20 protein-coding genes and 2 tRNA genes are annotated in these 23,618 nt (G+C 39.2%); 4 read left to right on the top strand and 18 right to left on the bottom strand.

All coding sequences use genetic code 11. The features are described 5' to 3' along the window. The first annotated feature begins 36 nt into the window (after positions 1 to 36). Positions 37 to 759 (top strand): DUF2490 domain-containing protein, encoded by a 723-nt coding sequence (locus E4S40_RS03155; RefSeq protein WP_135070725.1) that lies wholly within the window; start codon positions 37 to 39, stop codon positions 757 to 759. A gap of 367 nt (positions 760 to 1,126) precedes the next feature. Here the strand turns inward: E4S40_RS03155 and E4S40_RS03150 are convergent. The 3 genes from E4S40_RS03150 to E4S40_RS03140 all read right to left on the bottom strand — a co-directional run bounded on the left by E4S40_RS03150 (position 1,127) and on the right by E4S40_RS03140 (position 3,957). After that, positions 1,127 to 1,199: transfer RNA gene (locus E4S40_RS03150), tRNA-Thr, on the bottom strand. A gap of 109 nt (positions 1,200 to 1,308) precedes the next feature. Next, positions 1,309 to 3,339, bottom strand: a complete 2,031-nt coding sequence (locus E4S40_RS03145) for a DUF349 domain-containing protein (RefSeq protein WP_135070722.1) — start codon at positions 3,337 to 3,339, stop codon at positions 1,309 to 1,311. A gap of 48 nt (positions 3,340 to 3,387) precedes the next feature. Beyond that, positions 3,388 to 3,957: a YqgE/AlgH family protein gene (locus E4S40_RS03140; protein ID WP_135070719.1), complete on the bottom strand. Its 570-nt coding sequence runs from the start codon at positions 3,955 to 3,957 to the stop codon at positions 3,388 to 3,390. Positions 3,958 to 4,063: 106 nt separating this feature from the next. Here E4S40_RS03140 and pdxH point away from each other — a divergent pair, with 106 nt between their 5' ends. Next, on the top strand, positions 4,064 to 4,699 hold the full coding sequence (gene pdxH, locus E4S40_RS03135) for a pyridoxamine 5'-phosphate oxidase (protein ID WP_135070716.1): 636 nt from the start codon (positions 4,064 to 4,066) through the stop codon (positions 4,697 to 4,699). On the opposite strand, the gene bshB1 is transcribed toward pdxH, so the two are convergent. From bshB1 to E4S40_RS03095, 8 genes are all read right to left on the bottom strand, one after another. Beyond that, positions 4,700 to 5,419 (bottom strand): bacillithiol biosynthesis deacetylase BshB1, encoded by a 720-nt coding sequence (gene bshB1 / locus E4S40_RS03130; RefSeq protein ID WP_135070713.1) that lies wholly within the window; start codon positions 5,417 to 5,419, stop codon positions 4,700 to 4,702. Position 5,420: 1 nt separating this feature from the next. Beyond that, positions 5,421 to 6,461: a peptidoglycan DD-metalloendopeptidase family protein gene (locus tag E4S40_RS03125; protein ID WP_135070710.1), complete on the bottom strand. Its 1,041-nt coding sequence runs from the start codon at positions 6,459 to 6,461 to the stop codon at positions 5,421 to 5,423. A 7-nt stretch (positions 6,462 to 6,468) separates the two neighbouring features. Continuing rightward, positions 6,469 to 7,413 (bottom strand): thioredoxin-disulfide reductase, encoded by a 945-nt coding sequence (trxB, locus tag E4S40_RS03120; protein ID WP_135070707.1) that lies wholly within the window; start codon positions 7,411 to 7,413, stop codon positions 6,469 to 6,471. 146 nt (positions 7,414 to 7,559) lie between these two features. Continuing rightward, complete coding sequence (locus tag E4S40_RS03115; protein ID WP_026951708.1) at positions 7,560 to 8,423, bottom strand: sigma-70 family RNA polymerase sigma factor; 864 nt, start codon at positions 8,421 to 8,423, stop codon at positions 7,560 to 7,562. Positions 8,424 to 8,479: 56 nt separating this feature from the next. After that, the gene (gene pnp / locus E4S40_RS03110; protein ID WP_135070703.1) at positions 8,480 to 10,627 is read right to left on the bottom strand and encodes a polyribonucleotide nucleotidyltransferase; all 2,148 of its coding nucleotides are present in this window, start codon (positions 10,625 to 10,627) and stop codon (positions 8,480 to 8,482) included. 97 nt (positions 10,628 to 10,724) lie between these two features. Next, entirely contained in the window at positions 10,725 to 11,000 is a 276-nt protein-coding gene (rpsO, locus tag E4S40_RS03105; protein WP_135070700.1) for a 30S ribosomal protein S15, read from the bottom strand. A 60-nt stretch (positions 11,001 to 11,060) separates the two neighbouring features. Next, positions 11,061 to 12,851, bottom strand: coding sequence for an LptF/LptG family permease (locus E4S40_RS03100; protein WP_135070697.1), 1,791 nt, complete (start codon positions 12,849 to 12,851; stop codon positions 11,061 to 11,063). Between the two features lie 68 nt (positions 12,852 to 12,919). Beyond that, positions 12,920 to 13,315 carry an START-like domain-containing protein gene (locus tag E4S40_RS03095; RefSeq protein ID WP_135070694.1) on the bottom strand — a complete coding sequence of 132 codons (396 nt, stop codon included), beginning with the start codon at positions 13,313 to 13,315 and terminating at the stop codon, positions 12,920 to 12,922. A gap of 214 nt (positions 13,316 to 13,529) precedes the next feature. Between E4S40_RS03095 and E4S40_RS03090 the strand changes: the two genes are divergently transcribed. Next, positions 13,530 to 13,603 (top strand) — tRNA-Met (locus E4S40_RS03090). A gap of 259 nt (positions 13,604 to 13,862) precedes the next feature. Here the strand turns inward: E4S40_RS03090 and rplT are convergent. The 5 genes from rplT to E4S40_RS03065 all read right to left on the bottom strand — a co-directional run bounded on the left by rplT (position 13,863) and on the right by E4S40_RS03065 (position 19,682). After that, on the bottom strand, positions 13,863 to 14,207 hold the full coding sequence (rplT, locus tag E4S40_RS03085) for a 50S ribosomal protein L20 (RefSeq protein ID WP_135070691.1): 345 nt from the start codon (positions 14,205 to 14,207) through the stop codon (positions 13,863 to 13,865). Positions 14,208 to 14,300: 93 nt separating this feature from the next. After that, positions 14,301 to 14,495: a 50S ribosomal protein L35 gene (gene rpmI, locus E4S40_RS03080; protein ID WP_024282492.1), complete on the bottom strand. Its 195-nt coding sequence runs from the start codon at positions 14,493 to 14,495 to the stop codon at positions 14,301 to 14,303. Between the two features lie 25 nt (positions 14,496 to 14,520). Then, positions 14,521 to 15,072 carry a translation initiation factor IF-3 gene (infC, locus tag E4S40_RS03075; protein WP_135070688.1) on the bottom strand — a complete coding sequence of 184 codons (552 nt, stop codon included), beginning with the start codon at positions 15,070 to 15,072 and terminating at the stop codon, positions 14,521 to 14,523. Positions 15,073 to 15,155: 83 nt separating this feature from the next. Next, a complete protein-coding gene (gene thrS / locus E4S40_RS03070; RefSeq protein ID WP_135070685.1) occupies positions 15,156 to 17,105 on the bottom strand; it encodes a threonine--tRNA ligase in 1,950 nt (649 codons plus the stop codon). A gap of 99 nt (positions 17,106 to 17,204) precedes the next feature. Then, entirely contained in the window at positions 17,205 to 19,682 is a 2,478-nt protein-coding gene (locus E4S40_RS03065; RefSeq protein ID WP_135070682.1) for a DUF5686 and carboxypeptidase-like regulatory domain-containing protein, read from the bottom strand. A 165-nt stretch (positions 19,683 to 19,847) separates the two neighbouring features. Between E4S40_RS03065 and lhgO the strand changes: the two genes are divergently transcribed. Beyond that, positions 19,848 to 21,050, top strand: coding sequence for an L-2-hydroxyglutarate oxidase (lhgO, locus tag E4S40_RS03060; protein ID WP_135070679.1), 1,203 nt, complete (start codon positions 19,848 to 19,850; stop codon positions 21,048 to 21,050). Here the strand turns inward: lhgO and E4S40_RS03055 are convergent. Both E4S40_RS03055 and E4S40_RS03050 read right to left on the bottom strand, forming a co-directional pair. Next, positions 21,047 to 22,564 carry an FMN-binding glutamate synthase family protein gene (locus tag E4S40_RS03055; protein WP_135070676.1) on the bottom strand — a complete coding sequence of 506 codons (1,518 nt, stop codon included), beginning with the start codon at positions 22,562 to 22,564 and terminating at the stop codon, positions 21,047 to 21,049. The genes lhgO and E4S40_RS03055 overlap by 4 nt on opposite strands. A 46-nt stretch (positions 22,565 to 22,610) precedes the next feature. After that, positions 22,611 to 23,567 carry a YheT family hydrolase gene (locus tag E4S40_RS03050; RefSeq protein ID WP_135070673.1) on the bottom strand — a complete coding sequence of 319 codons (957 nt, stop codon included), beginning with the start codon at positions 23,565 to 23,567 and terminating at the stop codon, positions 22,611 to 22,613. Positions 23,568 to 23,618 lie beyond the last annotated feature (51 nt).

The raw sequence follows: 23,618 nt of genomic DNA, 5'->3' as shown, positions 1-23,618 counted from the left end.
GTTTCCTTTTATCCTGAACCCTGAGGATAAGAATAAATGCTAAAACCACAGATTCAAAAAATCTTATTAACACTCCTTATTTGTGTGTTTGGACTCTTTTTTTCAAAAGAGGCAAATGCTCACGTAATTGATCAGCAGTTTTGGTTTAACTATTCTTTGAAATTCCCTTTGACAGAGAAAATTTCTTTAGGAGGAGATGCGGGGGTTCGTGGACTTTTCACCAATCCAGATTGGAAACAAACTTTAATCCGTCCTACTGCCACTTTTAAGTTAAATAATCAGCTAAGTCTTTCCGGTGCAGTTGCTTGGTTTGGGACCTCTCTAGAAAACAGCAATGAATTAAATGAATTTCGCCTCCATCAAGGTGTCACTTTGAAAACTCCAACTTCAGGACCTATCGACTTTTTTTATCGTTTCCGAGTTGAAGAGCGCTTTTTTTATTTTCAAGAAAATAACACTTTCAATGTCAGAGTACGAGGTTTAATCGGGGTAAACACAAAAGATATCACCTGGTTGGGAGAAAAACGCCCTATCTTTTTCCAATCTCTTTTTGAAGGCTTTCAAACTATTGATAAACAAGCTGAACAGGAACTTTTTGTCAATCAAACACGCCTTCACTTTGCTTTAGGGCATAAAATCTCAAAGCAATTTCGATACGAGTTTCATTTTATCTCTCAGCGTTACCGCATTTTCAATGAACAAGGAATCCGTCCAGCTCAAAATGTTTTACGGGTTCGTTTATTTCATCGATTGAATTAGAATTTTTACATCCAACCTCCAATTCCTTAGTCTCAGATTTAATCTACAGTACTTTTAATTTGCTTTTTAATAGAAACAAAAGAAAATTCACTTACAAGTGCCATAGGCACGTAAGCTTGGTAAAACAATTTTTAATCAACCTCTAAGGAAGTGCCATGGGCACGAAACATTTGATCCTTAAGATATCCTGAATTCAAAATGTAATTGAAATTGTCATTGAAGTAGCAATAGAAATGGGTGTATTTAGCTTTGCAGGCTAAAATATACTTATTGTTAGAGATAAAGTACGAACATCAAATCCATCTCTACAACTCTAAAAAGGGCAAAAAAAAAGCACCTAGAAGATATCTAAGTGCTTTACTAAAAGAGCCCCTTGCCGGGATCGAACCAGCGACCTACTGATTACAAGTCAGTTGCTCTACCAGCTGAGCTAAAGAGGCTTTCCTTTAACGTGGTGCAAATATATATGCTCGGCTTTTTTGCTCCAAATGCTATTTCATGAATTTTTCCAATTCAAAGCTATCTTCCTCACTTTGAGCAAGAAAAATTTTAAAATTCCCGAAGGATCGAAAGCTTTTTCTTCAGCTTTTCTATCTCTTCTTCTGCTTTCTGGATTTTAGCGTCAAATTGATCCTTCAACTTATCCGCTGTCTTGGAAGCAGCAAAGAATTCCAAGTTATTCTTCCAAAGCGTAATATTGTTTTCCAAGTCTGAAATCTGCTTTCGAATACCATGTTCTTTTTTGTTCATGGTTCTAGTAGCATTTGGATCTCCTTGAATTCTGTTCAAATTCAACCTGAATAAGAAATCTTCCCGATTAAAATCTTCTGAAAGTTTCTCCAAGTAGACATCGACAGCAGCTTTGAATTTATTCTGAACCTCTTTCATATTCTTTCGAGGTACAAAACCAATTTCATTGAACTGTTGAACAAACTCGGTGATTTCTTCCTCAGAAGGATTTCCGGAAGCTGCCTTTTCAATTTGCTCGCAGAGTTCAATCTTCTTTTTGTAATTATCCTCGTATTCAGAATTTGCCTGCTTATTGGCATTTCTACGACTATCAAAGAAATAATCACAAGCTCCTTTGAATCGCTTGTATAAGGAATCTCGATTCTTTTCAGGCATTGGACCTAGCTTTTTCCACTCCTGCTGCAACTTGATCATTTCATTTGCGGTGGATTGCCATTCTGTAGATTCTTTTAATCCTTCTGCTTTTTGAATCAATTCTTCGGCCTTTGCAGCGTTAGTTGCACGGATTTCATCGAGCTCTTTGAAAAACTGGTTTTTATGACTGAAGAATTGCTTGAAAGAACTCCAGAATGCCTTATTGATCTCTCTTCCTTTTTCTCTTGGAACTGGACCAATCTTTTCCCAAGCCTTTTGAATCTCAAGAATCTCTTTGGTTTTAGTATTCCAATCTTTGATTCGGTCACCTTTGAATTCAAGAAATCCTTTCAATTTCTCGATTAGAGCTTCTTTCTCATCTTGATTTTTCTTGAAGACTTCTTTCTGACTATCGTAATAAACCTTTCTACGATCATATATAGCATCAGAGGCAGCTTTAAAACGCTGCCAAAGCGGTTCTTGCTCTTCTCGAGGAACAGGTCCTATATGCTTAAATTCTTCATGAAGCTCATTCAAAGCTTTGATGGCCTCTTTCAAATCAGAAACATCCTTCAAAGCCTCGGCTTTTTCACAAAGCTCCATTTTGCTTTCAAGATTTTTCTTCCGGTCAAGTTCCTTCAGTTCAAAATAGATGCTTCGATTATCGTAGAATCTATCCATTAAGGCGTTATAACTCGCCCAAAGATTTCTGTTTTGAGATGCTGGAACCGGACCAATGGATTTCCACTCTTGCTGAATAGCCTTGATGGCGTTCATGCTAAGTGTAGTCTCTTCTCCATCAACCAGCTCACGAAGTTTATCGAGTATTTCGTTTTTGAGCTCTAAATTCCGCTCTTTAGCTTTTTCAGCTTCCTTACGAATACCACTTACTCGGGTCTTATACTCGTAATAATATTTGTTGAATTCTCTTTCATCATCAGAAGGACGAAAATCAAAATCATCCTCCGCTCCACCTTCAGCCTTGAATTTTTCTAAGGCTTCATCTCTTTCTTTGTGGGTAATTTCATCAAACGCATTTTTGATTTCATTAACAATACGTTCGATTTTGAGGAGATTGGATGCATGGAGAGTCTTTTCTTTGATAAGCTTCACCAAAGCAGATTTGCTAAGTCCCTCCAAATCTAATTCTTCTTCAGAATCATGATCGTCTTCCTCATGCTCCTCCTCTTCATCGGATGAAGAATCATCTTGACTTCCTGCAACTGCATCGGAATCAGTATCATGAGCTTTTACCTCTTCAGATTCTTCTTTCTCTACCGAATCTGATACTTCTACAGCTTCATTTTGAGTTTCCTCAACCTTTTCGGGTTCTTCGGAAAACTTCGCAGATTCTTCCGTCTCAGCTTTGGATGAATTAGTTTCTACTTTTTCTTCTTTCTTACCCGTTGCTTCAATATTTTCAGAAGCTTGGGTCACCTTGTCCTCTTGGGACGTTTCTTTACTTTGATCAGTCATAAAAACATTACTTTTTCAAGTCTCTATGGGCAAATGTATGGATTTTGGCTAATTTAATCGTGGGTCTGTGGGATAATTTGCAATAACCTTAAACTCCCCTCCCATGCTTTTTAATAAGCTCCTCCAAAGTTCTTCGGGCGTGCTGGTAAAAGTCTCCGGATCAAGTTTTTCCCGACAAATAATCCAGACATTTTCCGTTAGCTCATCAATCAATTGACCGGGACCCCATCCCGAATAACCTAAAAAGAAGCGAATAGAATCATCGGAAATAAGACCTGTTTTCAAAGCAGAAACTAACTCTTCGAAATTTCCTCCCCACCACAAGTCTTCACCAATTTGAATACTGCCTTCTAGCATTTTTTCTCCAGAATAGACAAAATGTAGCGTATTTTGTTCCACAGGCCCACCAACATATACTTCTACATTCAAAAACTCCAATTCTTCTACAATTTCATTTAACCGTAAAATGGAGGGTTTGTTAAAGACTAAACCGAAACTCCCATCTTCATTGTGTTCGCACAGTAACACGACTGACCGAGAAAAATTTTCGTCTTGCAAAAACGGCTCGGAAATTAACAAATCACCGGCTTTTGGAGTCGAAATACCATCGTTCTTCATTGGCCTACATTATTGAATAAAACTCAGGAAAAATATAGGTTGAAATTTTATAAATGCAATACTGATTGTACTTTTATTCCGAAAGAAAATAAATAGTCAAGACTTTATGGACATTGCATCGATACGTAAGGAATACACACTTAAGTCATTAGAAATCAAAGATGTAAATGAACATCCATTTACTCAATTTCACAACTGGTTTCAAGAAGCTGTCAGTTCTAAAGTACTTGAAGTCAATGCAATGACCCTTTCGACATTTGGCACGGATGGATACCCAAATGCACGAATTGTACTTTTAAAAGAATTGGATTATGGTTTTGTCTTTTTCACAAATTATAAAAGTGAAAAAGGAAGAGAGCTGCTACAAAGCCCTAAAGCAGCCCTAACCTTCTATTGGGGGGAGTTAGAAAGACAGGTTCGTGTTGTAGGAGACGTAGAGGTAATTAGCGACGAGCAGTCAGATGAATATTTTACAAGTCGTCCTGTAGGTTCGCAGATTGGCGCATGGGCATCCCCTCAAAGTGAAAAGATAAATTCGCGGGAATTTTTAGAAAAACAATTAGAAAATTTTAAAAAGGAATTCGAATCAAAACCTTTGACTCGTCCCCCGCATTGGGGCGGCTTCCGTGTAATTCCCAATAAAATTGAATTTTGGCAAGGAAGACCTAGCCGTTTGCATGATCGAATCCTTTATGAAATAAATGAAGAAGGAACCTGGACCATATCTAGGTTAGCCCCTTAATTATTTCAAATCAAACAAATTATCAACACCCATCATTCGCTCCACGGTAAATCCTTCACCATAGGTAGCTAGAATTTTATGCCCCATTTCGCGTGCTCTTGCCTCGATAAACGGTAAAAAATCAGGATCTGAAATAAAGCTTTCAGGCTCTTTGCTATTCGGATCATAGAATTGAGATTTGAAGGCTAAAATACTTTTGATTTTCACATCCCAATATTCCGTGATATCCACTACAAAATCCGGTTCGATGTAGTTGTTTTGGATAAAATGATAAACAAACTTCGGTCTCCAAGGCTGCTGAAGTTCTCCTTCTAGAGAAGTTTCGATTTTTCTCAAACCGCTCATAAAACAAGCCTTAGAAGCCAATGAAGAACCTTTTCCATGGTCAGGGTGGCGATCACTCACAGCATTCGCCAAAACAATATCGGGTTGATATTTTCGGATTACCTTAACCAAAGCAAGTTGATGACTGGTGTCATCCTGAAAATACACATCCTGAAATCCCATATTTTCCCTAGCAGATAAACCCAGAATTTCAGAAGCTTCTGCTGCTTCTTTAACTCGGGTTTCAGGGGTACCTCGAGTCCCCATTTCTCCTTGGGTTAAATCGACTATTCCAACTTTATATCCCTTAGCAACATGTGCTGCAATAGTACCAGAGCAACCCAATTCTGCATCATCAGGATGAGCTGCAATCACTAAAATATCCAGTTTGTTCATCTTATCGAATCCTTAGATTTTGACCTACTCGTAATATACTTCTAGTAGAAATCCCATTTAGACGGGTAATGGTTCCAACAGAGACCCCATATCTTCTAGCAATACTACTTAAGTTTTCCCCTCTTTTAACACGATGGTAAATTTGTTGCCTTGCTTTTGCTAAGTGAGAAAAGGTTTCTGGGGTAATTAAATATTCCTGACTCAGAATTTTTGATTCATCAAAGTCATAGACCAATTCGGGATCGAAAGCAAGACCTCGATAGCGTAATTCATAATGCAAATGAGACCCTGTACTTCGGCCTGTACTACCGCCTTTTCCGAGTAGATCTCCTGCTTTTACTTCTTGTCCTACATCAACCAATATTTTGGAAAGGTGGCCATATAAAGTCTCTAGGCCGTTTTTATGTCTTACTACTACAAAATATCCATACCCGTACCGATCATAGGATCTGACTCTTACAATCCCATCAAAGGCTGCATAAACCGGATTTCCTGTAATTAAGTCCAAATCCGTCCCATAATGCCATCTCCTCCAACGATAACCAAAGCGGGAAGTAACAGGTGTTTTCTCTAACGGCATTTTCCAATCATAGCCAAAAAATGGATCATATAATCTGACCTTAACTGTGTCTTGAAAATTATTGATATCGAAGTTATAAATGTCAACCTTTTTGGAATCCCAGGTCGCATAGTATTCATAGGCAGTTACCCAAATACTATCAATTAAAACTTGCTCCGAAACTTTCGCAAGGCGGTTGGTAGGTGCCCAAATCATGTAATCTTGATCCTCAGAAACAATGGATCTAGCTTTCCCCAAATTCACATTGTTTTTAAAAATAATTGAATCGGTAATCGAGGAAAGGGTACGTAAATAAGATTCCTGATCAAATCCTCTTAACTCAATGTTCTTTCGCTCCTGAGTCTCTATTTGGGTTTGATTGCGGTCTTTTTTGATGATTTTAGGAAAAATTTGAGCATTGGAATTAGTAATTCCAATGCTCAGCATAATTCCCATAAATAGTATCAATCGAAGATACTTCATGAATGATTTAATGAATTTCCATTTCAGCTAAATATCGCTCTGCATCCAGAGCGGCCATACAGCCTGTTCCTGCAGCTGTGACTGCCTGACGATACACATTATCTTGAGCATCTCCACAGGCAAACACACCTTCTACATTGGTTTTGGTAGTTCCAGGAATGGTTTTAATATATCCAGCTTCATCCATATGAATGAAGTCTTTGAATACCTCGGTGTTTGGCTGGTGACCAATAGCAACAAAGAAGCCAGAAATTTCCAAATCTCGTTTTTCTTGGGTTTTATTATTGACTACGCGTACACCTTTGACTTCTTGATCGCCCAGGATTTCTTCAGTCTCAGTGTTCCAAAGCACTTCGATTTTCGGATTATTTAAGACCCTTTTCTGCATAATCTGAGATGCTCGCATCTCATCTCTTCGTACAAGCATGTACACCTTGTTACAAATGTTAGATAAGTACGAGGCTTCTTCACAAGCCGTATCTCCAGCACCTACAATTGCAACATCCTGTCCTCGGAAAAAGAAACCATCACAAACTGCGCAAGCAGAAACTCCTCTTCCGTTTAATCTGGTTTCGCTTTCAATTCCAAGCCACTTGGCTGATGCTCCGGTAGAAATAATAACAGTCTCTGCTAATAACTGCACTGAATCATCTACTGTAATTAAATGTGGTTTTTGATTGAAGTCAACCTTTGTTACCACTCCATAACGAATCTGCGCACCAAATCGCTCTGCTTGCTTTCGAAAATCCTCCATCATTTCAGGCCCCATAATTCCCTCAGGGTATCCTGGATAGTTTTCTACATCCGTAGTGATTGTCAATTGACCTCCCGGCTGCCCGCCGGTATACAAAACCGGCTTTAATCCGGCTCTGGAGGCATAAATAGCTGCTGTATAACCTGCTGGTCCTGATCCAATAATCAGAACTTTTACTTTTTCTAAATCTTGATTCATCTTCAAATGAAATTAAGAACGTTAAATTTTCACATTTCCTTTAAGCCAACAAAATTAGGGACTGTTAAAATTCCCAAATGTGACTCATATCATTTTTGAAAATTAAAGTTTAAAAAGAAAAAGGGGCCTAAACCCCTTTCTAATTATTAACCTAAATACGGTTTGAGAGTCTTGCTCCTTGAAGTATGCCTTAGTCTTCGAATAGCTTTTTCCTTGATTTGTCGCACACGCTCTCGAGTCAAATTGAACTTCTCTCCTATTTCTTCTAGAGTCATGGCATGCTCTCCGTTCAATCCAAAGTAAAGGGTAATTACATCTGCTTCTCTTTGAGTAAGCGTTGACAAAGCTCTTTGAACTTCCTTACGAAGGGAGTCTGTCATCAAACCATCATCTGGTTTTTCATCACCATCGTTTTCCAACACGTCCAAAAGGCTATTTTCTTCACCTTGAACAAAAGGTGCATCCATGGATACATGACGACCGGAAATTTTCATGGTATCAACCACCTCAGAAGCGGTCACTTCCAAAACTTCTGCCAATTCTTCAGGAGATGGCTCACGCTCAAATTTTTGTTCCAATTCACTAAAGGTCTTGGAAATCTTATTGAGGGAACCTACCCTATTCAATGGTAATCTAACGATTCGAGATTGCTCTGCAAGGGCTTGCAAAATGGACTGACGAATCCACCATACAGCGTAGGAAATAAATTTAAATCCCCTCGTCTCATCGAAACGCTGAGCAGCTTTAATCAAACCCAAGTTTCCTTCATTGATCAAATCTCCCAATGAAAGTCCTTGATTTTGATACTGTTTAGCCACCGAAACCACAAATCGCAAGTTAGCTTTGGTTAATTTCTCCAAAGCCAATTGATCACCTTCACGGATTCGCTTGGCAAGAACTACTTCTTCGTCTGCTGTCAAGAGATCGACTTTACCAATCTCCTGCAGATACTTATCAAGAGACTGACTCTCTCGATTGGTAATCTGCTTGCTAATCTTCAGCTGCCTCATTCAGAATATTATTGGTTGAATTCAATTAAGATAATGAAATTAATATTAATCAGGGGTTACTCTTGATTTTTCGCACCAGTTTTTTCTGGCTTAGGCAAAAGAACCTTTCGTGAAAGCTTAAATTTCCCGGTCTTTTTGTCAATATCAATCAATTTCACAACGATTTCTTCTCCCGGCTCCAGAACGCCATCCATGCTTTCAAGACGCTCCCATTTAATCTCCGAGATATGTAATAAACCATCTTTACCCGGCATAAATTCCACAAATGCACCAAATGGCTGAATATTTTTCACTTTTCCGGTATACACTTCCCCAATTTCAGGTTGTGCAACAATGGCCTTGATACGAGATAGTGCCTTGTTAAGGTTATCTTGATTTGCGGAGAAGATGTTGATCTTTCCTTGATTATCTACTTCCTCGATCACAATAGTGGTAGAAGTATCTTTCTGAATTTCCTGAATTACTTTTCCACCTGGTCCAATCACTGCACCTATCAATTCCTTAGGAATCATCATGGTGAAAGATCTTGGAGTATGAGGTTTCAAATCAGGTCTAGGAGCGGCCAACGTTTTGGAGATTTCTTGCAAAATGTGAAGTCTCCCCTCTTTTGCCTGATACAAAGCTTCCTTCAACACACTGTAATCCAAGCCTTCTACCTTCAAGTCCATCTGACAAGCAGTGATTCCTTTTTCAGTACCGGTTACTTTGAAATCCATGTCTCCCAGGTGATCCTCATCTCCGAGAATATCACTCAAAATGGAATATTTACCAGTTGAAGAATCAGAGATCATCCCCATTGCAATACCTGTAACTGGAGCTTTAATCTGAATTCCAGCATCCATCAATGCCAAAGAGCCGGCACAAACAGTAGCCATGGAGGAAGATCCATTGGACTCAAGAATATCAGATACAATCCGGATAGTGTAAGGGTTTTCCTCTTCTGGCGGAAGAACTTTTTTCAAAGCTCTCATAGCCAAATTACCATGACCTACTTCTCTTCTACCCGGACCTCTGTTTGGTTTTACCTCACCTGTTGAGAATCCAGGGAAATTGTAATGCAAATAGAATTTATTAAAGCCAGAAATTACAGCTCCATCAATCATCATTTCATCCATCTTGGTACCAAGGGTACAAGTGGTCAAAGATTGGGTTTCACCTCTTGTGAATACAGCCGATCCATGAGCGGAAGGAAGATAATCCACTACAGACCAAATAGGACGAATTTCGTCTAGTTTTCGGCCGTCCAATCGCTTCTTCTCATTCAAAGTTAGATTTCGTGCTGCCTCTTTATGAATCTTGTGGAAATAAGGTCCAATTAGGCTTGCTTCGAACTCATGCTCTTCTCCAAGGTTAGCCACAAATTCTTCCTTGATGGCTTGTACTAGGGCCGAACGTTCAGATTTGTTGGCGATTTGCTTGCCTACAGCTTCATATAATTTATCATAAAGCTCTGACCGCATTTTTTCATACAAAGCTGGGTCAGACTTTTCATGACTGTATTCTCTTTTTTCTTCTTTACCTACCAGTTTGGTCAATTCAACTTGAGCCTGGCAATGACGGATGATTTCCTCATGGGCAAACTGAAGGGCTTCAACCATTTCGTCTTCGGAAATTTCAGAAGCTTCTCCTTCTACCATCAAGATGTAATCCAAAGAACCAGCTACAATAAATTCAAGTGTAGCTTTCTCCAATTCCAAAGGTGATGGATTAATTACCAGTTCTCCATCAATTTTCGCTACTCTTACTTCAGAAATAGGACCATTGAAAGGAATATCCGAAACAGACAAAGCAGCGGATGCTGCCAATCCTGCCAATGCATCTGGCAGTACGTTTTCATCGGATGAAATAAGGGTAATATTAACTTGGGTGTCGGCATGATAATCATCCGGGAAAATCGGACGTATTGCACGATCGACCAAACGGCTAATTAAAATTTCGTAATCTGACAATCTTCCTTCTCGCTTCAAAAAGCCACCTGGAATTTTTCCAGATGCTGCGAACTTTTCTTGATAGTCTACAGATAAGGGTAAAAAGTCAACTCCTTCGCCAGCCTCTTTTTTGGATACTACTGTAGCTAAGAGCATGGCCTTTCCCAACTTCACTACAACTGCACCATCGGCTTGTTTAGCAAGTGCACCTGTTTCGATAATAATTTCTCTACCATCCTCTAGGGTGATGGTTTTGGTGATTAAGTTTGGTAACATAAATATTGATAATGATTTTTCTTCTGTTTTAAAAATAAACGCGTCCAGCTGAAAAAGAAAAAAGTAAGGTTCTCGACTTGGAGAACCTTACTTAGGATTATTTTCGAATTCCTAGCTCGGCGATAATGCTTCTGTATCGCTCGATGTCTTTCTTGTAGAGATAGTCTAATAAGCTTCTTCGCTTACCTACCAACTTCAACAAACCAAGTCTTGTAGAGTGATCTTTCTTGTTTTGCTTCAAGTGCTCCGTTAGGTGCTTGATTCGATGCGTAAAGAGGGCAATCTGAGATTCTGGTGATCCAGTATCAGTTTCAGATTTTAACCGTCCATGATTTTTAAACAACTCTTGTTTTTTCTCTGATGTTAAATACATGTTTAGCTAAATTAATTAAAACAGCTACAAAGGTAAGGGTATTAATTTGAAAATAAAACATCAAGTTGTTTTTGCTTTTCGGGATGCAATCCGCTTTCTCATCCCCTTCCACCATTCAATGTAGAAATCGGGTTCAAACAATCTGGCATCTTTCCTAGCCTGCTTTAGGAAAAATAATCCGAAAGGCAAAAGCATGAAACATGAGAACCAAGTGCCAATAATCGGGTCGGTTACTCCCTCTTTTGCCCATTTTTCTCCAGTAATGGTAAGCATATAATAAACAATGAAGAAGATGATAGAAACCAGTACAGGCATTCCTAATCCACCCTTTTTAATTATAGCTCCGAGTGGAGCGCCGATCAAAAACATAACAAAACAAGCAAAGGCCTGTGTATACTTCTGATGCCAAGCAATTTCAAATCGACGATATTCCCTTTCAAAGCCCTCAATTTGGACTTTTTTCTGATTAAAATTATTCTTCAAGTTTCGAGCATTGTTTAAAGCCATCGTGATAGCATTCGATCGATAGCCCCTTTTAAATACGATAGAATCTATCGCGGCTCTTTCGTCTTTGGATAATGGAGTCAAGCTTGGAGCCAATCTTTGCTCCCCCACCTCATCTTCAACAGGATTATCTACAAATTCCTCTTCATCTATTTCAGCGATTGAATCTTGAATCCTAGATCTGCTTAGCTGTTTTAGTTGGAAAATCGAATCACTTTTGGAGAGCGTAGCAGATGCTTTTACATCAAGGGACTTGGTGGAATCAGTAACTATTAAACGAGTTTCTGGAGCTTCAACTTGGAGAACAGTACTATCCCTCTTCAATAAATTTTTTGCTTCCAGCACAGAATCCTGTTTTGCCCTTTCTATCCGGGCTTTTTCTGCACGGAGAGAATCATCTTGAGCCTTTCTTTCCTGAATTTGTTCAACAGGCTCTAATTTTCTGTTCTTTGTATAAAATGGATAGATTCCAGCAGCAGTTTGGTATGTCAGGTATCGCTGATCATTAACAAGCGTGTAGATCGAATCGAGACCAAGCTTTATTTCAGAAATATTCTTGATTGCTCTATTGGTAGACCATAAATCTTCAGGGGTACGATTGAGCTGAAATTCATCCATATCAAAAATGATCACATTCTCATCGAATGTAGTCCTTCGAAACTCGACAGGCTTTTCTGAAATACCTCTCATCGCTCTGGATTCATTGTAATTGATTCCATTATAAAGCGTGAGCTTCATGTAGTTTTCATTAAAAAACTTTTCCATTCTGCCGGAATCAGCAATGGTAACATCTAAATTTCCAAGGATATCATTGTGATTATAAATTATGATATCCTTCAAATCATTGTCTCCTATCTTTTTGTTGACCTTGATACTATATCCTGGAATACCAGCATAAAATATACCCTCCCGAATATCCAATGCCGGAGATTTCATCCGGATATCATACAGCAAACTAAAGGTTTTGAGGTTTACCCTTGGGACAAGGTAATTGTTGGATAAATAAGCTAGAAAAACAAGAACGACTGTAAATATTCCGATTGGTCTTAAGGCACGAACTAATGAAATCCCACTGCTTTTTATGGCGGTCAACTCAAAATGCTCTCCCAAGTTTCCAAAAGTCATCAGACTGGAAAGCAATACCGCCAATGGCAAAGCCATAGGAGAAATACTGACCACAAAGTAGCCAATCAGTTCGGCATAAATCCAAAAGCTTAGCCCTTTGCCAAAAATTTCATCGAAATACTTCAGCATGTTGACTATCAAAAGAATAAAGTCAACTACCACGAAGGTCAATAAAAATGGCCCTATAAAAGAGCCCAAAATAAGTTTATCTAACTTCTTCATACAAACTCAGTTCACCTTCTGAAGAAGGCTACGAGAATCATGGATCAAAGTTGGTGAATCCTCAGCAATTAACCACCAATAATTTCTTTTAGTTTTCCAATCAGCCCATCCCAAATCGCTTCGAGCTCTTCATCATCGTATCCGTCTGAATAGTCAATGACTTTTAGGAAAAGCGTCTGTGTCAATTCATTTTCCTCCAACTTGAATTCTATATAGGAATGATCTTCTTCATCGGGATTGTTAGGATCAAAAAACTCAAATTTTACATGGGAATTATTCCGAATTGAAGCCATTCGAGCATAATGTTCTTCATTGTCAAATTCAAAAATATAGACTTTATCCTCATTGATTTTGACTTCATCGGCAAACCACTCTTCTAAACCACTTGCAGTGCTGATATAATGAAAAAGAATTTTTTTCGAAGCATTGATTTGATAATCAGCGACAAACTTATTTTTAACCATGATTTCTAAAATTACCTGGGTGAAATTTTCATTTTTTTAAAGAACGCCAACTTGCATTTAATAATACAAGGTCTCATATTTGCATTCCCATTCGGAAGGGAGGTTTACAGGGTTGGAAAATACGTTTCCAGCGTCAAAAGAAGTATTGATCGTTGGTGTTTTAATATAGGCATTAATTTGAAATATCAATACCAAAAAAATCTTAAGATATTCTGGCGAGGTAGCTCAGTTGGTTAGAGCGCAGGATTCATAACCCTGAGGTCACGGGTTCAACTCCCGTCCTCGCTACAAAGGCTTTCGGTAACGGAAGCCTTTTTTATTTCACAAAACTCCATTGGAAGGATTCATAAGCCCTACGCCTCGGCATATAGGCGCAGCGGACACGGCCTGAATAAGGCATTTGGGTTCAATTCCCATCTGTGCACCAAATGATTCAAGTAGTTTTCCAAAAGAAAATTTTTCTATCCTAAAACATCATTTAAGCTAACCCTAGAAACAAAAAAAGCCTTCCCGAAGGAAGGCTTCATGTAAAATAAGCGATTGACGCTTATTTCACTCTTTCAACAACTGCTTTAAATGCCTCAGGGTGATTCATTGCCAAATCAGCCAAAACCTTTCGGTTAAGTTCGATATCGGCTTTTTTCAACAACCCCATGAATTGAGAATAGGACAAACCATGCTCTCTAGCACCGGCATTAATACGCTGAATCCACAAAGAACGGAATTCTCTTTTCTTAGCTTTTCTGTCTCTGTAGGCGTACTGAAGTCCTTTTTCGTACTTGTTTTTGGCTACGGTCCACACGTTTTTACCTCTTCCGAAGTAACCTCTTGTGGCTTTTAGCACTTTTTTTCTTCTTGCTCTAGATGCAACTGCGTTTACTGATCTTGGCATAACTTTTTGTTTTTTGACACTAGGTGCTCCGAAGAGTCTTTAATACCAAAGCGTCTGGTGAATAAATAAACCTTAATTTTTTAGACAGATTGATCAGATTCTCAACATGTCTCGTACTCTGCCCTCATCAGACTCGTGTACCAAACCAGTTTTGGTAAGGTTACGCTTTCTTTTGGTGGCTTTCTTAGTCAGGATGTGGCTTTTGTAAGCGTGCTTCCTTTTGATTTTTCCTGTTCCGGTCAAAGCGAAACGCTTTTTCGCGGAAGATTTGGTTTTTACTTTAGGCATTTTAGCTGTATTTAGTTGGTTGAAATTACTTCTTAAATGGCTTTGGTGCGATAAAGATATTCATCCGCTTACCTTCCAATTTTGGAAGCTGTTCTACCACACCATAGTCCTCGAGCGCCTGTGCAAATTTCAATAGAAGCATCTCTCCTCTTTCTTTGAAAACGATACTTCTACCCACAAAATGCACATAGGCTTTCACTTTGGCACCTTCCTTCAGGAAGTTGATGGCATGCTTCAATTTAAAATTGAAATCATGGTCATCAGTATTAGGTCCAAAGCGTATTTCTTTTAAAACGACCTTGGCTGCATTAGCCTTAATTTCCTTTTGCTTCTTCTTCTGCTCGTACTTGAATTTGGCATAATCCAAAATCTTACAAACAGGAGGATCCACATTGGGAGAAATTTCCACCAAATCCAGATCGTTTTCCTCCGCTAGTTTAAGGGCTTTATCCAGAGGCATCAAGGCGTTGCCACCTTCTACATACTCTCCTACTACCCGAACTTGCCTAGCTCGTATTTTGTCGTTTACCTTATATGGTTCTTCTCTTCGACCTCTGTTTGGTTGTTTATTTCTCAAATTATTTTGGTTGTTTTAATGAAATCGACTGCAAATATCGGAATAATTTCTAATTACTGAAATCAGAATAAAATTTTACCAACTTATTCTTTACTCAATGATTCTGAAATAATCCCTTGAAAATACTTTATAAATCCTTCCGGCGAATGACTTCCAAGGTCACCTTCTCCATGTTTTCTTACAGAAACCATTCGATCCTGGGCTTCTTTTTCTCCCACAATTAGCATGAAAGGCACCTTTTTCACTTCTGCATCACGAATCTTTCGACCGATCTTTTCATCTCGATTATCGATGCTTCCTGTGATTCCTGCTTCTTCCAAAAGATCTTTAACCTCAGCTGCGTAGTCAAGGTATTTTTCGGAAATAGGCAAAATCACCAATTGCTCAGGTGCAAGCCACAATGGGAAATTTCCTGCACAATGCTCAATCAATACCGCAACAAATCGCTCCAATGAACCAAAAGGTGCTCTGTGAATCATCACAGGTCGGTGTTTCTGATTGTCAGCCCCGATATATTCCAGTTCAAAGCGATCCGGTAACTGGTAATCAACTTGGATAGTTCCCAACTGCCATTTTCTTCCCAAAGCATCTTTAACCATGAAGTCCAATTTAGGGCCATAGAAAGCCGCTTCCCCTAATTCAGTCACCGTTTCAAGACCTCTTTCGGCTGCTGCTTCAATAATTGCAGCTTCTGCTTTTTCCCAAGCTTCGGTAGATCCAATATACTTTTCCGGTTTTTCTGGATCTCTCAAAGAAATCTGAGCAGTGTAATCTTCGAAGCCTAAAGCTTTGAAAACATAAAGCACCAAATCAATTACCTTGATAAATTCATCCTTTACCTGGTCTGGACGGCAAAAAATATGCGCATCGTCTTGAGTAAATCCTCTTACGCGGGTTAATCCATGCAATTCCCCACTCTGCTCATAGCGATACACAGTCCCAAATTCTGCATAGCGAATTGGTAGATCCTTGTAAGATCTTGGCTTATGCTTGTAGATTTCACAGTGGTGGGGACAGTTCATCGGCTTCAGCAAAAATTCCTCTCCTTCATTTGGAGTGGCAATTGGCTGAAAAGAATCCTTACCGTATTTCTCGTAGTGGCCGGAAGTCTCATAAAGAACTTTATGACCGATATGAGGAGTAGTTACTTGCTGGTAACCTGATTTATCCTGTGCCTTTTTCATAAAAGCCACCAATCGCTCACGCAACAAGGTTCCTTTTGGAAGCCAAAGCGGTAATCCCATTCCCACTTTTTCAGAGAATGTAAAAAGCTCTAATTCCCGACCAATTTTTCGGTGATCCCGCTTTTTTGCCTCCTCAAGCATCGTGAGGTATTCCTGCAATTCTTTCGCTTTAGGAAAAGTCACACCATAAATACGTGTCAGCATTTTACGCTTCTCATCACCTCGCCAATAAGCTCCGGCAATATTGGTAAGCTTAACAGCTTTAATAAAACCTGTATTTGGAATATGAGGTCCTCGGCAAAGGTCCACAAAATTACCTTGCTCATAGAAGGTAATGCTTCCATCTTCCAAACCTTCCAACAAGTCTAGCTTGTATTCATCGCCTTTATCCTGGAAGTAATTGATTGCGTCCTTTTTGGAAATTTCCTTTCGGATATATTCGTTTTTCTCTCTGGCCAACTCAAGCATTTTCTGCTCGATTTTCTCCAGCTCTTCTCCTTCCAATTTGTGGTCGCCAAAATCCACATCGTAATAAAACCCGGTTTCGATTGGAGGTCCGATGCCAAATTTGATTCCAGGATAGAGTGCTTCCAATGCTTCTGCCATTAAGTGAGCAGAGGAATGCCAGAAAGTATTTTTTCCCTCTCCATCATTCCAGGTCAATAATTGTACGCTTGCATCAGAATTAATAGGCCGGGTAGCATCCCAAACCTCTCCGTTTACTTTGGCGGCGAGAACATTCCGGGCCAAACCCTCGCTGATACTGGCAGCAATTTGCAGTCCGGTAATTCCTTTTTCATAGTCCCTAACTGATCCGTCAGGAAGTGTAATTGCAATTGATTTTGACATAAATTTTTTAGGCCTTTACAAACAGGCATTAGTTGAAGGTGCAAATATGCAAAGAGTGTAGGCAAAGGAAAAATTATCCACCCACCAATCCCGTTTCTTTTATAGAATAATCTGTGCACTGACCTTGACAGCAAAGCCATTTGCATCGGGACTATCCAAATAGGTCATACGATGGAAAAAGTCTACTCGGAAAAACTTAAAGATATTTTCTATTCCATAACCCAATTCCAAATAAGGCTTTGTTGGATCTAATCTTCCAAAAGTTTCAATCGGATTTCCTTGCGGATCAAATGTCGGAGCATTTGTGATATTTTTATCACTTACCGAACCGAAAAGGATATTTGCATTAGCCACAGCTCGCCATTTCAACTTCCGCATCAAAGGAATTCGATTCAACAAAAATCCTTCAAAAAAATGCCGGTAACGTAAGCTGATAAATTGATCTGAGGCAAACTCATTAAAATTCATGGTATTGAAAGCAGCCGTAGTGTAGAAAGCCGTCCCGTTTCCAAGATGGTTTTTCAAAATTGGATATGGGACTTCACCAAAGACTTTTCCCGCATCCAGTTCATATCTCGATACCCCAAACAAGCCCATATTCACTCGCTGATAAATGTAGAAGTCCAATTTGCGATAATCTACTTCCCCATTTAACCATTGAATCCCTCTTGCAAATTTCAACTCGAAAATGGGCCATTTAGATGGACCAAAAGAAGCACGCTCATTATCATTTATCAGGATTATTTCATCCCTACCATATCTAAGGCTTGCTCTCAGTTCAGTCGTTTGGAAATCACTTTTGTAATCTCCAGTGCCTTTTTCCAAATAGTAAAAGTCATAAAGTGGATCAAATTGAGAAAGCTTAATACCAGCTTGAAACAAAAAGCCTTTGAAGAATTCCCGCTGAAACTTCAGCTGTTGATTGGTACTGATAAATGGCCTTCGTAAAGTTCCAAAACGGCTAGCTGCCAAGAAAACAGAATTCCCTTCCAGCGATTCCATTTCCAAACCTACTTGATCAATTTCCTTGCTTGAACTTAGTTCAATTGTAGTCCAGCGCTTACGATCTAGAATATTTTTTCCCGAAACAGAATATTTAAAACGCTGGTCTTTAAAACCATAAGCTAAATAACCTTGAAATGCCCATTTGTTGCTAAACTTATAATTGGTTCGAAGCCCAAACCCTCCTCTAAGCCCTTCTACATTATTATAGTTCCCAAATTCAGTCCATGGTCCCAAATCGATTTTTCCTACAGGAAGAAACCCTGTAGCAAAAAACTTTAATCCTTCAGAATAAAAACGAATCACAGGAATTTTCTTCAATGTGTCCACCATTTGAAGAACAGCTAATTCTTCAGAAGAAAGTTGATCTATCCTATTTTCTGCCCAAAACTCCTCGGTTGCATCTCCAAAATCTGGTTTAAGCTCCACTGAGTTGTTAAAAAAAGAAGTGGGTTTAGGGTCGGTAATAAACACACTATCTGTTGCCGTATAAAATTTCGCCAATAAACCAGCTGTATTTGGCGTCACTTGCCCAATTTTGATTTGGACACGGGTTTTTGCAGGAATTAAAGGCCCCATTATCGTAGGTTCCAATTCCTGTTGGATTTTGATTCGTTCGATAAAGTTCAGGTTAGCAGTCTTGGGAATAGTCAAATCAACCTGCTTCAGCGAATAATCTTCCTTTTTGATCCAAATCGTCCCTGAAAAAGCCAAATCCTGCTCTCTTCTTGGATAGACCTGTAGCTGATAGCAGGAGTCTTGCCCCACCAATACCGAATCCATCAAGTCATAATCATAAAAGGTTTTCCAACCGTCTGCTATAGGAGAAACAAAGTCCTTTTCCAGAATTGTAAGCCAATTTTTATAAAAATTATATTCCTGAAAGGCTGAACCAGTAATTTGAGATGTGGTCGATCCATCGGTTATTCCTACCCCCGTTACTTTGGATTTTTCCACAATTTCTTTCTTAAGAAGCGGGTTATTTCGGAAGTAAAAGTGACTCAAGGTTTCAGAGAAAAATACTGGTAAAATTTTCTCTCCTTCATCATTTGTCAACTGACGGATACTATCCAAAACAGAAGTAACTTTTTGGACGGTTTTTCTTTGCCTGAATTCCTCTGATAGGTGATCAATATCAATTTCGATCTTGGTATAATTCTTTGTTTCGTAGGCTTCCAGGCTTCTTTTATCAAAATCTTTCCTTCTTGCCACTGCCTGCCGAATAATTTCAAAGGCAGGGTTTTCTCCTGCTTCAAAAACAAATGCTTCTAATTCAAAATCTGAAGGTCGAAGCTGAAAATTGATTGTTTGTTCAGGGAGTTCTTGAATGGCTTTTGTCTGCGTCACATAGCCCAAATAACTTACTCGAATACTATCAGTCCAAGTTTTAAGATTTAACTCATACCCACCTTCAAAATCAGTGTTCATCCCCACCCTAGCACCAGGGGCATATACCGCTGCAAATGGAATGGGATCTCCGGTTTCCGCGTCAGTGACTTTACCCTTGATTCTATATTGAGCAAAGGTGGATATGGATATAAAAAAGAAAAGAAGAAAAAAGACTGGTCTTTTCATGAATAAAATTTCCCTAGAAACTCTAAGGCAGCAAAATAAATTCATTCTACTCGGAAATGACGGATACTCTCTGTGAATATTTCCTAAATCCCCGAATCGAATGAAAGTCTGAAAAAGAAAAGTTTCCTCTCTCGCTTGTATATTTGGCCATCAAAATTCGAATTCATGGTATACGATATTGCAATAATTGGAGGTGGAATCGTTGGATTGGCAACAGGCATGAAAATCCTGAAAAACAGGCCAGACTTGAAGATAGCTGTTATCGAAAAAGAAGATCAATTGGCTAAGCATCAAACCGGAAACAATTCGGGAGTGATTCACTCAGGTTTGTATTATAAGCCCGGTTCTTTGAAAGCCACCAATTGCATTCGAGGCTATCATGAATTGGTTGAATTCTGCGAAACAGAAAAAATCCCTTACGAAATCACAGGGAAAGTTGTAGTGGCTACGCGTGAAGAGCAAAAACCTCTTCTTGAAAACTTACTGAAAAGAGGCTTGGAAAATGGCTTGACAGGAACGCGGGCAATCACTTTGGAGGAGTTAAAAGAATATGAACCTCATTGTCATGGCGTAGCCGCGATTCATGTTCCACAAACAGGTATTGTTGATTACCATCAGGTTGCATTGGCTTATGGAAGAAAGATAATTCAGCAAGGAGGAGAAATATTTTTGAATCATAAGGTTCTAGAAATCAATCATAAAGAATCTATTAACTACATTGAAACTTCAAAAAAGACTTTCGAAGCAAAATTGGTAATCAACTGTGCTGGTCTTTACTCCGATAAGGTGGCACGATTAACGGATTCTACCATTGAGGATGTCAAAATCATTCCTTTTCGCGGGGAATATTACAAGCTGAAAAAAGACAAAGAATATCTAGTCAAAAACCTGATTTATCCTGTTCCTGATCCTAATTTCCCATTCTTGGGTGTTCATTTTACTCGAATGAAAAAAGGAGGCGTTGAAGCAGGTCCTAATGCTGTTTTGGCTTTCCGAAGAGAGGGATATAAAAAATCACAGATAAACATTTCTGAGCTAGCCGAGACTTTAGCTTGGCCAGGTTTCCAAAAAGTAGCAGCAAAATACTGGAAAACTGGCTTCGGCGAACTTTACCGATCTTTTTCAAAAGCGGCATTCACCAAAGCTCTACAAGAATTAATTCCCGAAATCCAAGAATCTGATCTAGTCGATGGAGGTGCCGGCGTACGAGCCCAAGCTTGTGATCGAAGCGGAGGGTTATTAGATGATTTCGCAATTCGAGAATCCCAATTTGCAATAAATGTCCTCAATGCACCTTCTCCTGCTGCTACTAGTTCGCTTTCGATTGGAGGAACTGTGGCAGAAATGGCTTTGAAGCGCTTTAATTAAACTTGGGTATTTACCGTATCCGGGAAATAGCGATTGGCGAGCTTGATCATTTCATCGCCTTTTACAAGATCATGCACACTCAATTCGCCCGTATGCCTATGTCCTGCTGCCCCCAATAATTCGCTGACAGCTTTAACGGTATTGGAGTGGAAGTTAAAAACCCGTTCAGATTTATCACTGACTACCAAACCTTTAACTAGTCCTTTACGCTGAGTTGCTACTCCAGTTGGGCATTCATTGGTATTGCAGCGGAGGGCTTGGATACAGCCTATGCTAAACATAAAACCACGAGCTGAATTACAAAGGTCTGCACCCAAGGCAATGTTTTTAATGATAGAAAAAGCACTAATTATTTTTCCAGAAGCAATAATTCTAATTTTATCTCGAAGGTTAAATTTATCCAAAGTTGCACGGACAAAAATGAGGGCAGGTTCTAAAGGCAATCCTACACTGTCTGAGAATTCTAAAGGAGCAGCTCCTGTCCCACCTTCTGCCCCATCGACCGTGATGAAATCAGGCCAATTATTTTGAGCTATCATTTCCTTACAGATCTCAATAAACTCTTCGGTTCTACCAATACAAAGTTTAAAACCTACAGGCTTACCTCCAGAAAGGTCTCTCAACTTTGCTAGGAATTGAATCAATTCTTTTGGATTTGAAAACTTCGAATGGGAAGGTGGAGATAAAACAGTTTCTCCTGCTTTTAATCCTCTAATTGCAGCTATTTCTGGGGTATTTTTAACCCCTGGCAAAACTCCTCCATGCCCGGGTTTTGCTCCTTGGGAAATCTTAATTTCAATCATTTTTACTTGATCCCAATTGGCTTTTTCCTGGAATTTATCAGGGTCAAAGTTTCCTTTATCATCCCGACAACCGAAATAGCCCGTCCCAATCTGCCAACATAAATCCCCTCCTTCGAGATGATAGGGAGAAATCCCTCCTTCACCGGTGTTATGATAGAACTTTCCTTTTTTCGCTCCCAAATTCAAAGCTTTAATTGCATTTGAGGAAAGAGAGCCAAAACTCATGGCTGAAATATTAAAAATGGAAGCCGAATAAGGTTGTTTACAAAAATCCGAACCAATTGTCACTCGAAGATCCTCCGGTTTGAGGTGAACAGCATAAATAGAATGTCTTAACGCAACATAATCTTCCCCACCAATATCACTCTGAGTACCGAAAGGATGAGTATCGTTTACGCTTTTTGCTCTCCGATAAGCCAAAGACCGAATATTTCTGCTGAATGGTTTTCCATCCGTATTGCTTTCAATAAAATATTGCTGTATTTCTGGACTGATCGATTCTAAAATATATCGAAAATGTCCCACAACTGGGAAGTTCTTAAGAATTGCATGTTTCTTTTGGAAGGAATCATAAATTCCCAGCGCAGTCAATAAACCCAATACTCCAAGCACTAGATATCCCAAACGGAACTCTCGAAAGGAATATAACCACATTAGAAAAAGGGTAAATGCAAAAAGAAAAAGAATGGAAAAGAAAAATAATTTTCTCATAAGGGAAGTATTTATTTCCCCAATTTAAAAAATGAATGGAAGAAGCCTAAAGGATAAATTTCAAAAGGCGATGTTCTACCCAGGTAAATTCCTGCCCTTTCCACATAAAGCCCGTATGCCCCCCTCTTTTCGGCATTTCCAAAGTCAATTCTTTTTTCCTTCCCACCAATTCGATAGGATAGCATTCCGGCCCTAAAAGCGGATCATTTAAAGCATTGACTATCAAGGTAGGAATGTTTATGTTCTCCATTCGTTGATCAGGGCTTACGCTTTGATAAAAATCCTGGGCATCCTTAAAGCCATGAATTTTGGCGGTAAAATGGGTATCAAAGGTATCGAAGTCATTGACCCTTTCCAGCAATTCCAAATCAATCAAATCAGGAAATTGCTCAGCTTTTAGGTGCATTTTGTTTTTCAATTTTCCCAAAAAGCGATTTTTATAAAAACTATTTCTTTTCTGTTTGAGCGTGGCAGCACTGGAGGGCAAGTTGCAAGGAGTAGAATAAACAGCCGCTTTTTTGATTTCTTTCGGTAATTCTTCTCCTTTTTGCCCTAAATAATTTAAGGTTTGCGCACCTCCCATACTGATGCCTGCTAAAAATATCTCCTGATATTTCCCCAAGCCTAAAACGTGATTAATGGTAGTTTCTAAATCATAACTCGACCCATGATGATACAAAATCGGTTGAAGATTCATTTCACCCCCACAAGTTCTGTTATTCCAACCGAGCACATCCACTTGATGCTGATTAAATAACTTTGCTAAGCCGCGAACATAATGTCGTTCAGAATCCCCCTCTAAACCATGAGATACAATCAGCAGCCGATCGCTTCCTGCCTTTGACCAATCCAAATTCAAAAAATCTCCATCTGGCGTTGAAATCTTTTCTCTGGTGTAGGTTATCCCCTCGATCTTACGATAAAGGCTAGGAATAATGGTTTCCAGATGACCGTTAAACAAATAAAATGGCGGGCCAGGATATGTGGAGGGGAAATCATGCATAGCTTTCCAAAAAGATCACCGAATGATCATTTTGGCTTCAAATTTACAACA

The organism is Algoriphagus kandeliae, from assembly GCF_004571135.1.
GTDB classification, from domain to species: domain Bacteria; phylum Bacteroidota; class Bacteroidia; order Cytophagales; family Cyclobacteriaceae; genus Algoriphagus; species Algoriphagus kandeliae.
The sequence above is the reverse complement of the archived record's forward strand: the minus strand, read 5'-3'. Positions and strand labels throughout refer to the sequence as shown.

Coding starts and splice junctions, on each gene's coding strand:
- E4S40_RS03055 (WP_135070676.1), bottom strand. CDS start 22,564: ATGAGAAAATTATTTTTCTTTTCCATTCTTTTTCTTTTTGCATTTACC.
- rpsO (WP_135070700.1), bottom strand. CDS start 11,000: ATGTATTTAACATCAGAGAAAAAACAAGAGTTGTTTAAAAATCATGGA.
- E4S40_RS03100 (WP_135070697.1), bottom strand. CDS start 12,851: ATGAAGAAGTTAGATAAACTTATTTTGGGCTCTTTTATAGGGCCATTT.
- rpmI (WP_024282492.1), bottom strand. CDS start 14,495: ATGCCTAAAGTAAAAACCAAATCTTCCGCGAAAAAGCGTTTCGCTTTG.
- E4S40_RS03145 (WP_135070722.1), bottom strand. CDS start 3,339: ATGACTGATCAAAGTAAAGAAACGTCCCAAGAGGACAAGGTGACCCAA.
- lhgO (WP_135070679.1), top strand. CDS start 19,848: ATGGTATACGATATTGCAATAATTGGAGGTGGAATCGTTGGATTGGCA.
- E4S40_RS03140 (WP_135070719.1), bottom strand. CDS start 3,957: ATGAAGAACGATGGTATTTCGACTCCAAAAGCCGGTGATTTGTTAATT.
- rplT (WP_135070691.1), bottom strand. CDS start 14,207: ATGCCAAGATCAGTAAACGCAGTTGCATCTAGAGCAAGAAGAAAAAAA.
- E4S40_RS03050 (WP_135070673.1), bottom strand. CDS start 23,567: ATGCATGATTTCCCCTCCACATATCCTGGCCCGCCATTTTATTTGTTT.
- pdxH (WP_135070716.1), top strand. CDS start 4,064: ATGGACATTGCATCGATACGTAAGGAATACACACTTAAGTCATTAGAA.
- bshB1 (WP_135070713.1), bottom strand. CDS start 5,419: ATGAACAAACTGGATATTTTAGTGATTGCAGCTCATCCTGATGATGCA.
- E4S40_RS03125 (WP_135070710.1), bottom strand. CDS start 6,461: ATGAAGTATCTTCGATTGATACTATTTATGGGAATTATGCTGAGCATT.
- thrS (WP_135070685.1), bottom strand. CDS start 17,105: ATGTCAAAATCAATTGCAATTACACTTCCTGACGGATCAGTTAGGGAC.
- E4S40_RS03115 (WP_026951708.1), bottom strand. CDS start 8,423: ATGAGGCAGCTGAAGATTAGCAAGCAGATTACCAATCGAGAGAGTCAG.
- trxB (WP_135070707.1), bottom strand. CDS start 7,413: ATGAATCAAGATTTAGAAAAAGTAAAAGTTCTGATTATTGGATCAGGA.
- E4S40_RS03155 (WP_135070725.1), top strand. CDS start 37: ATGCTAAAACCACAGATTCAAAAAATCTTATTAACACTCCTTATTTGT.
- E4S40_RS03065 (WP_135070682.1), bottom strand. CDS start 19,682: ATGAAAAGACCAGTCTTTTTTCTTCTTTTCTTTTTTATATCCATATCC.
- E4S40_RS03095 (WP_135070694.1), bottom strand. CDS start 13,315: ATGGTTAAAAATAAGTTTGTCGCTGATTATCAAATCAATGCTTCGAAA.
- pnp (WP_135070703.1), bottom strand. CDS start 10,627: ATGTTACCAAACTTAATCACCAAAACCATCACCCTAGAGGATGGTAGA.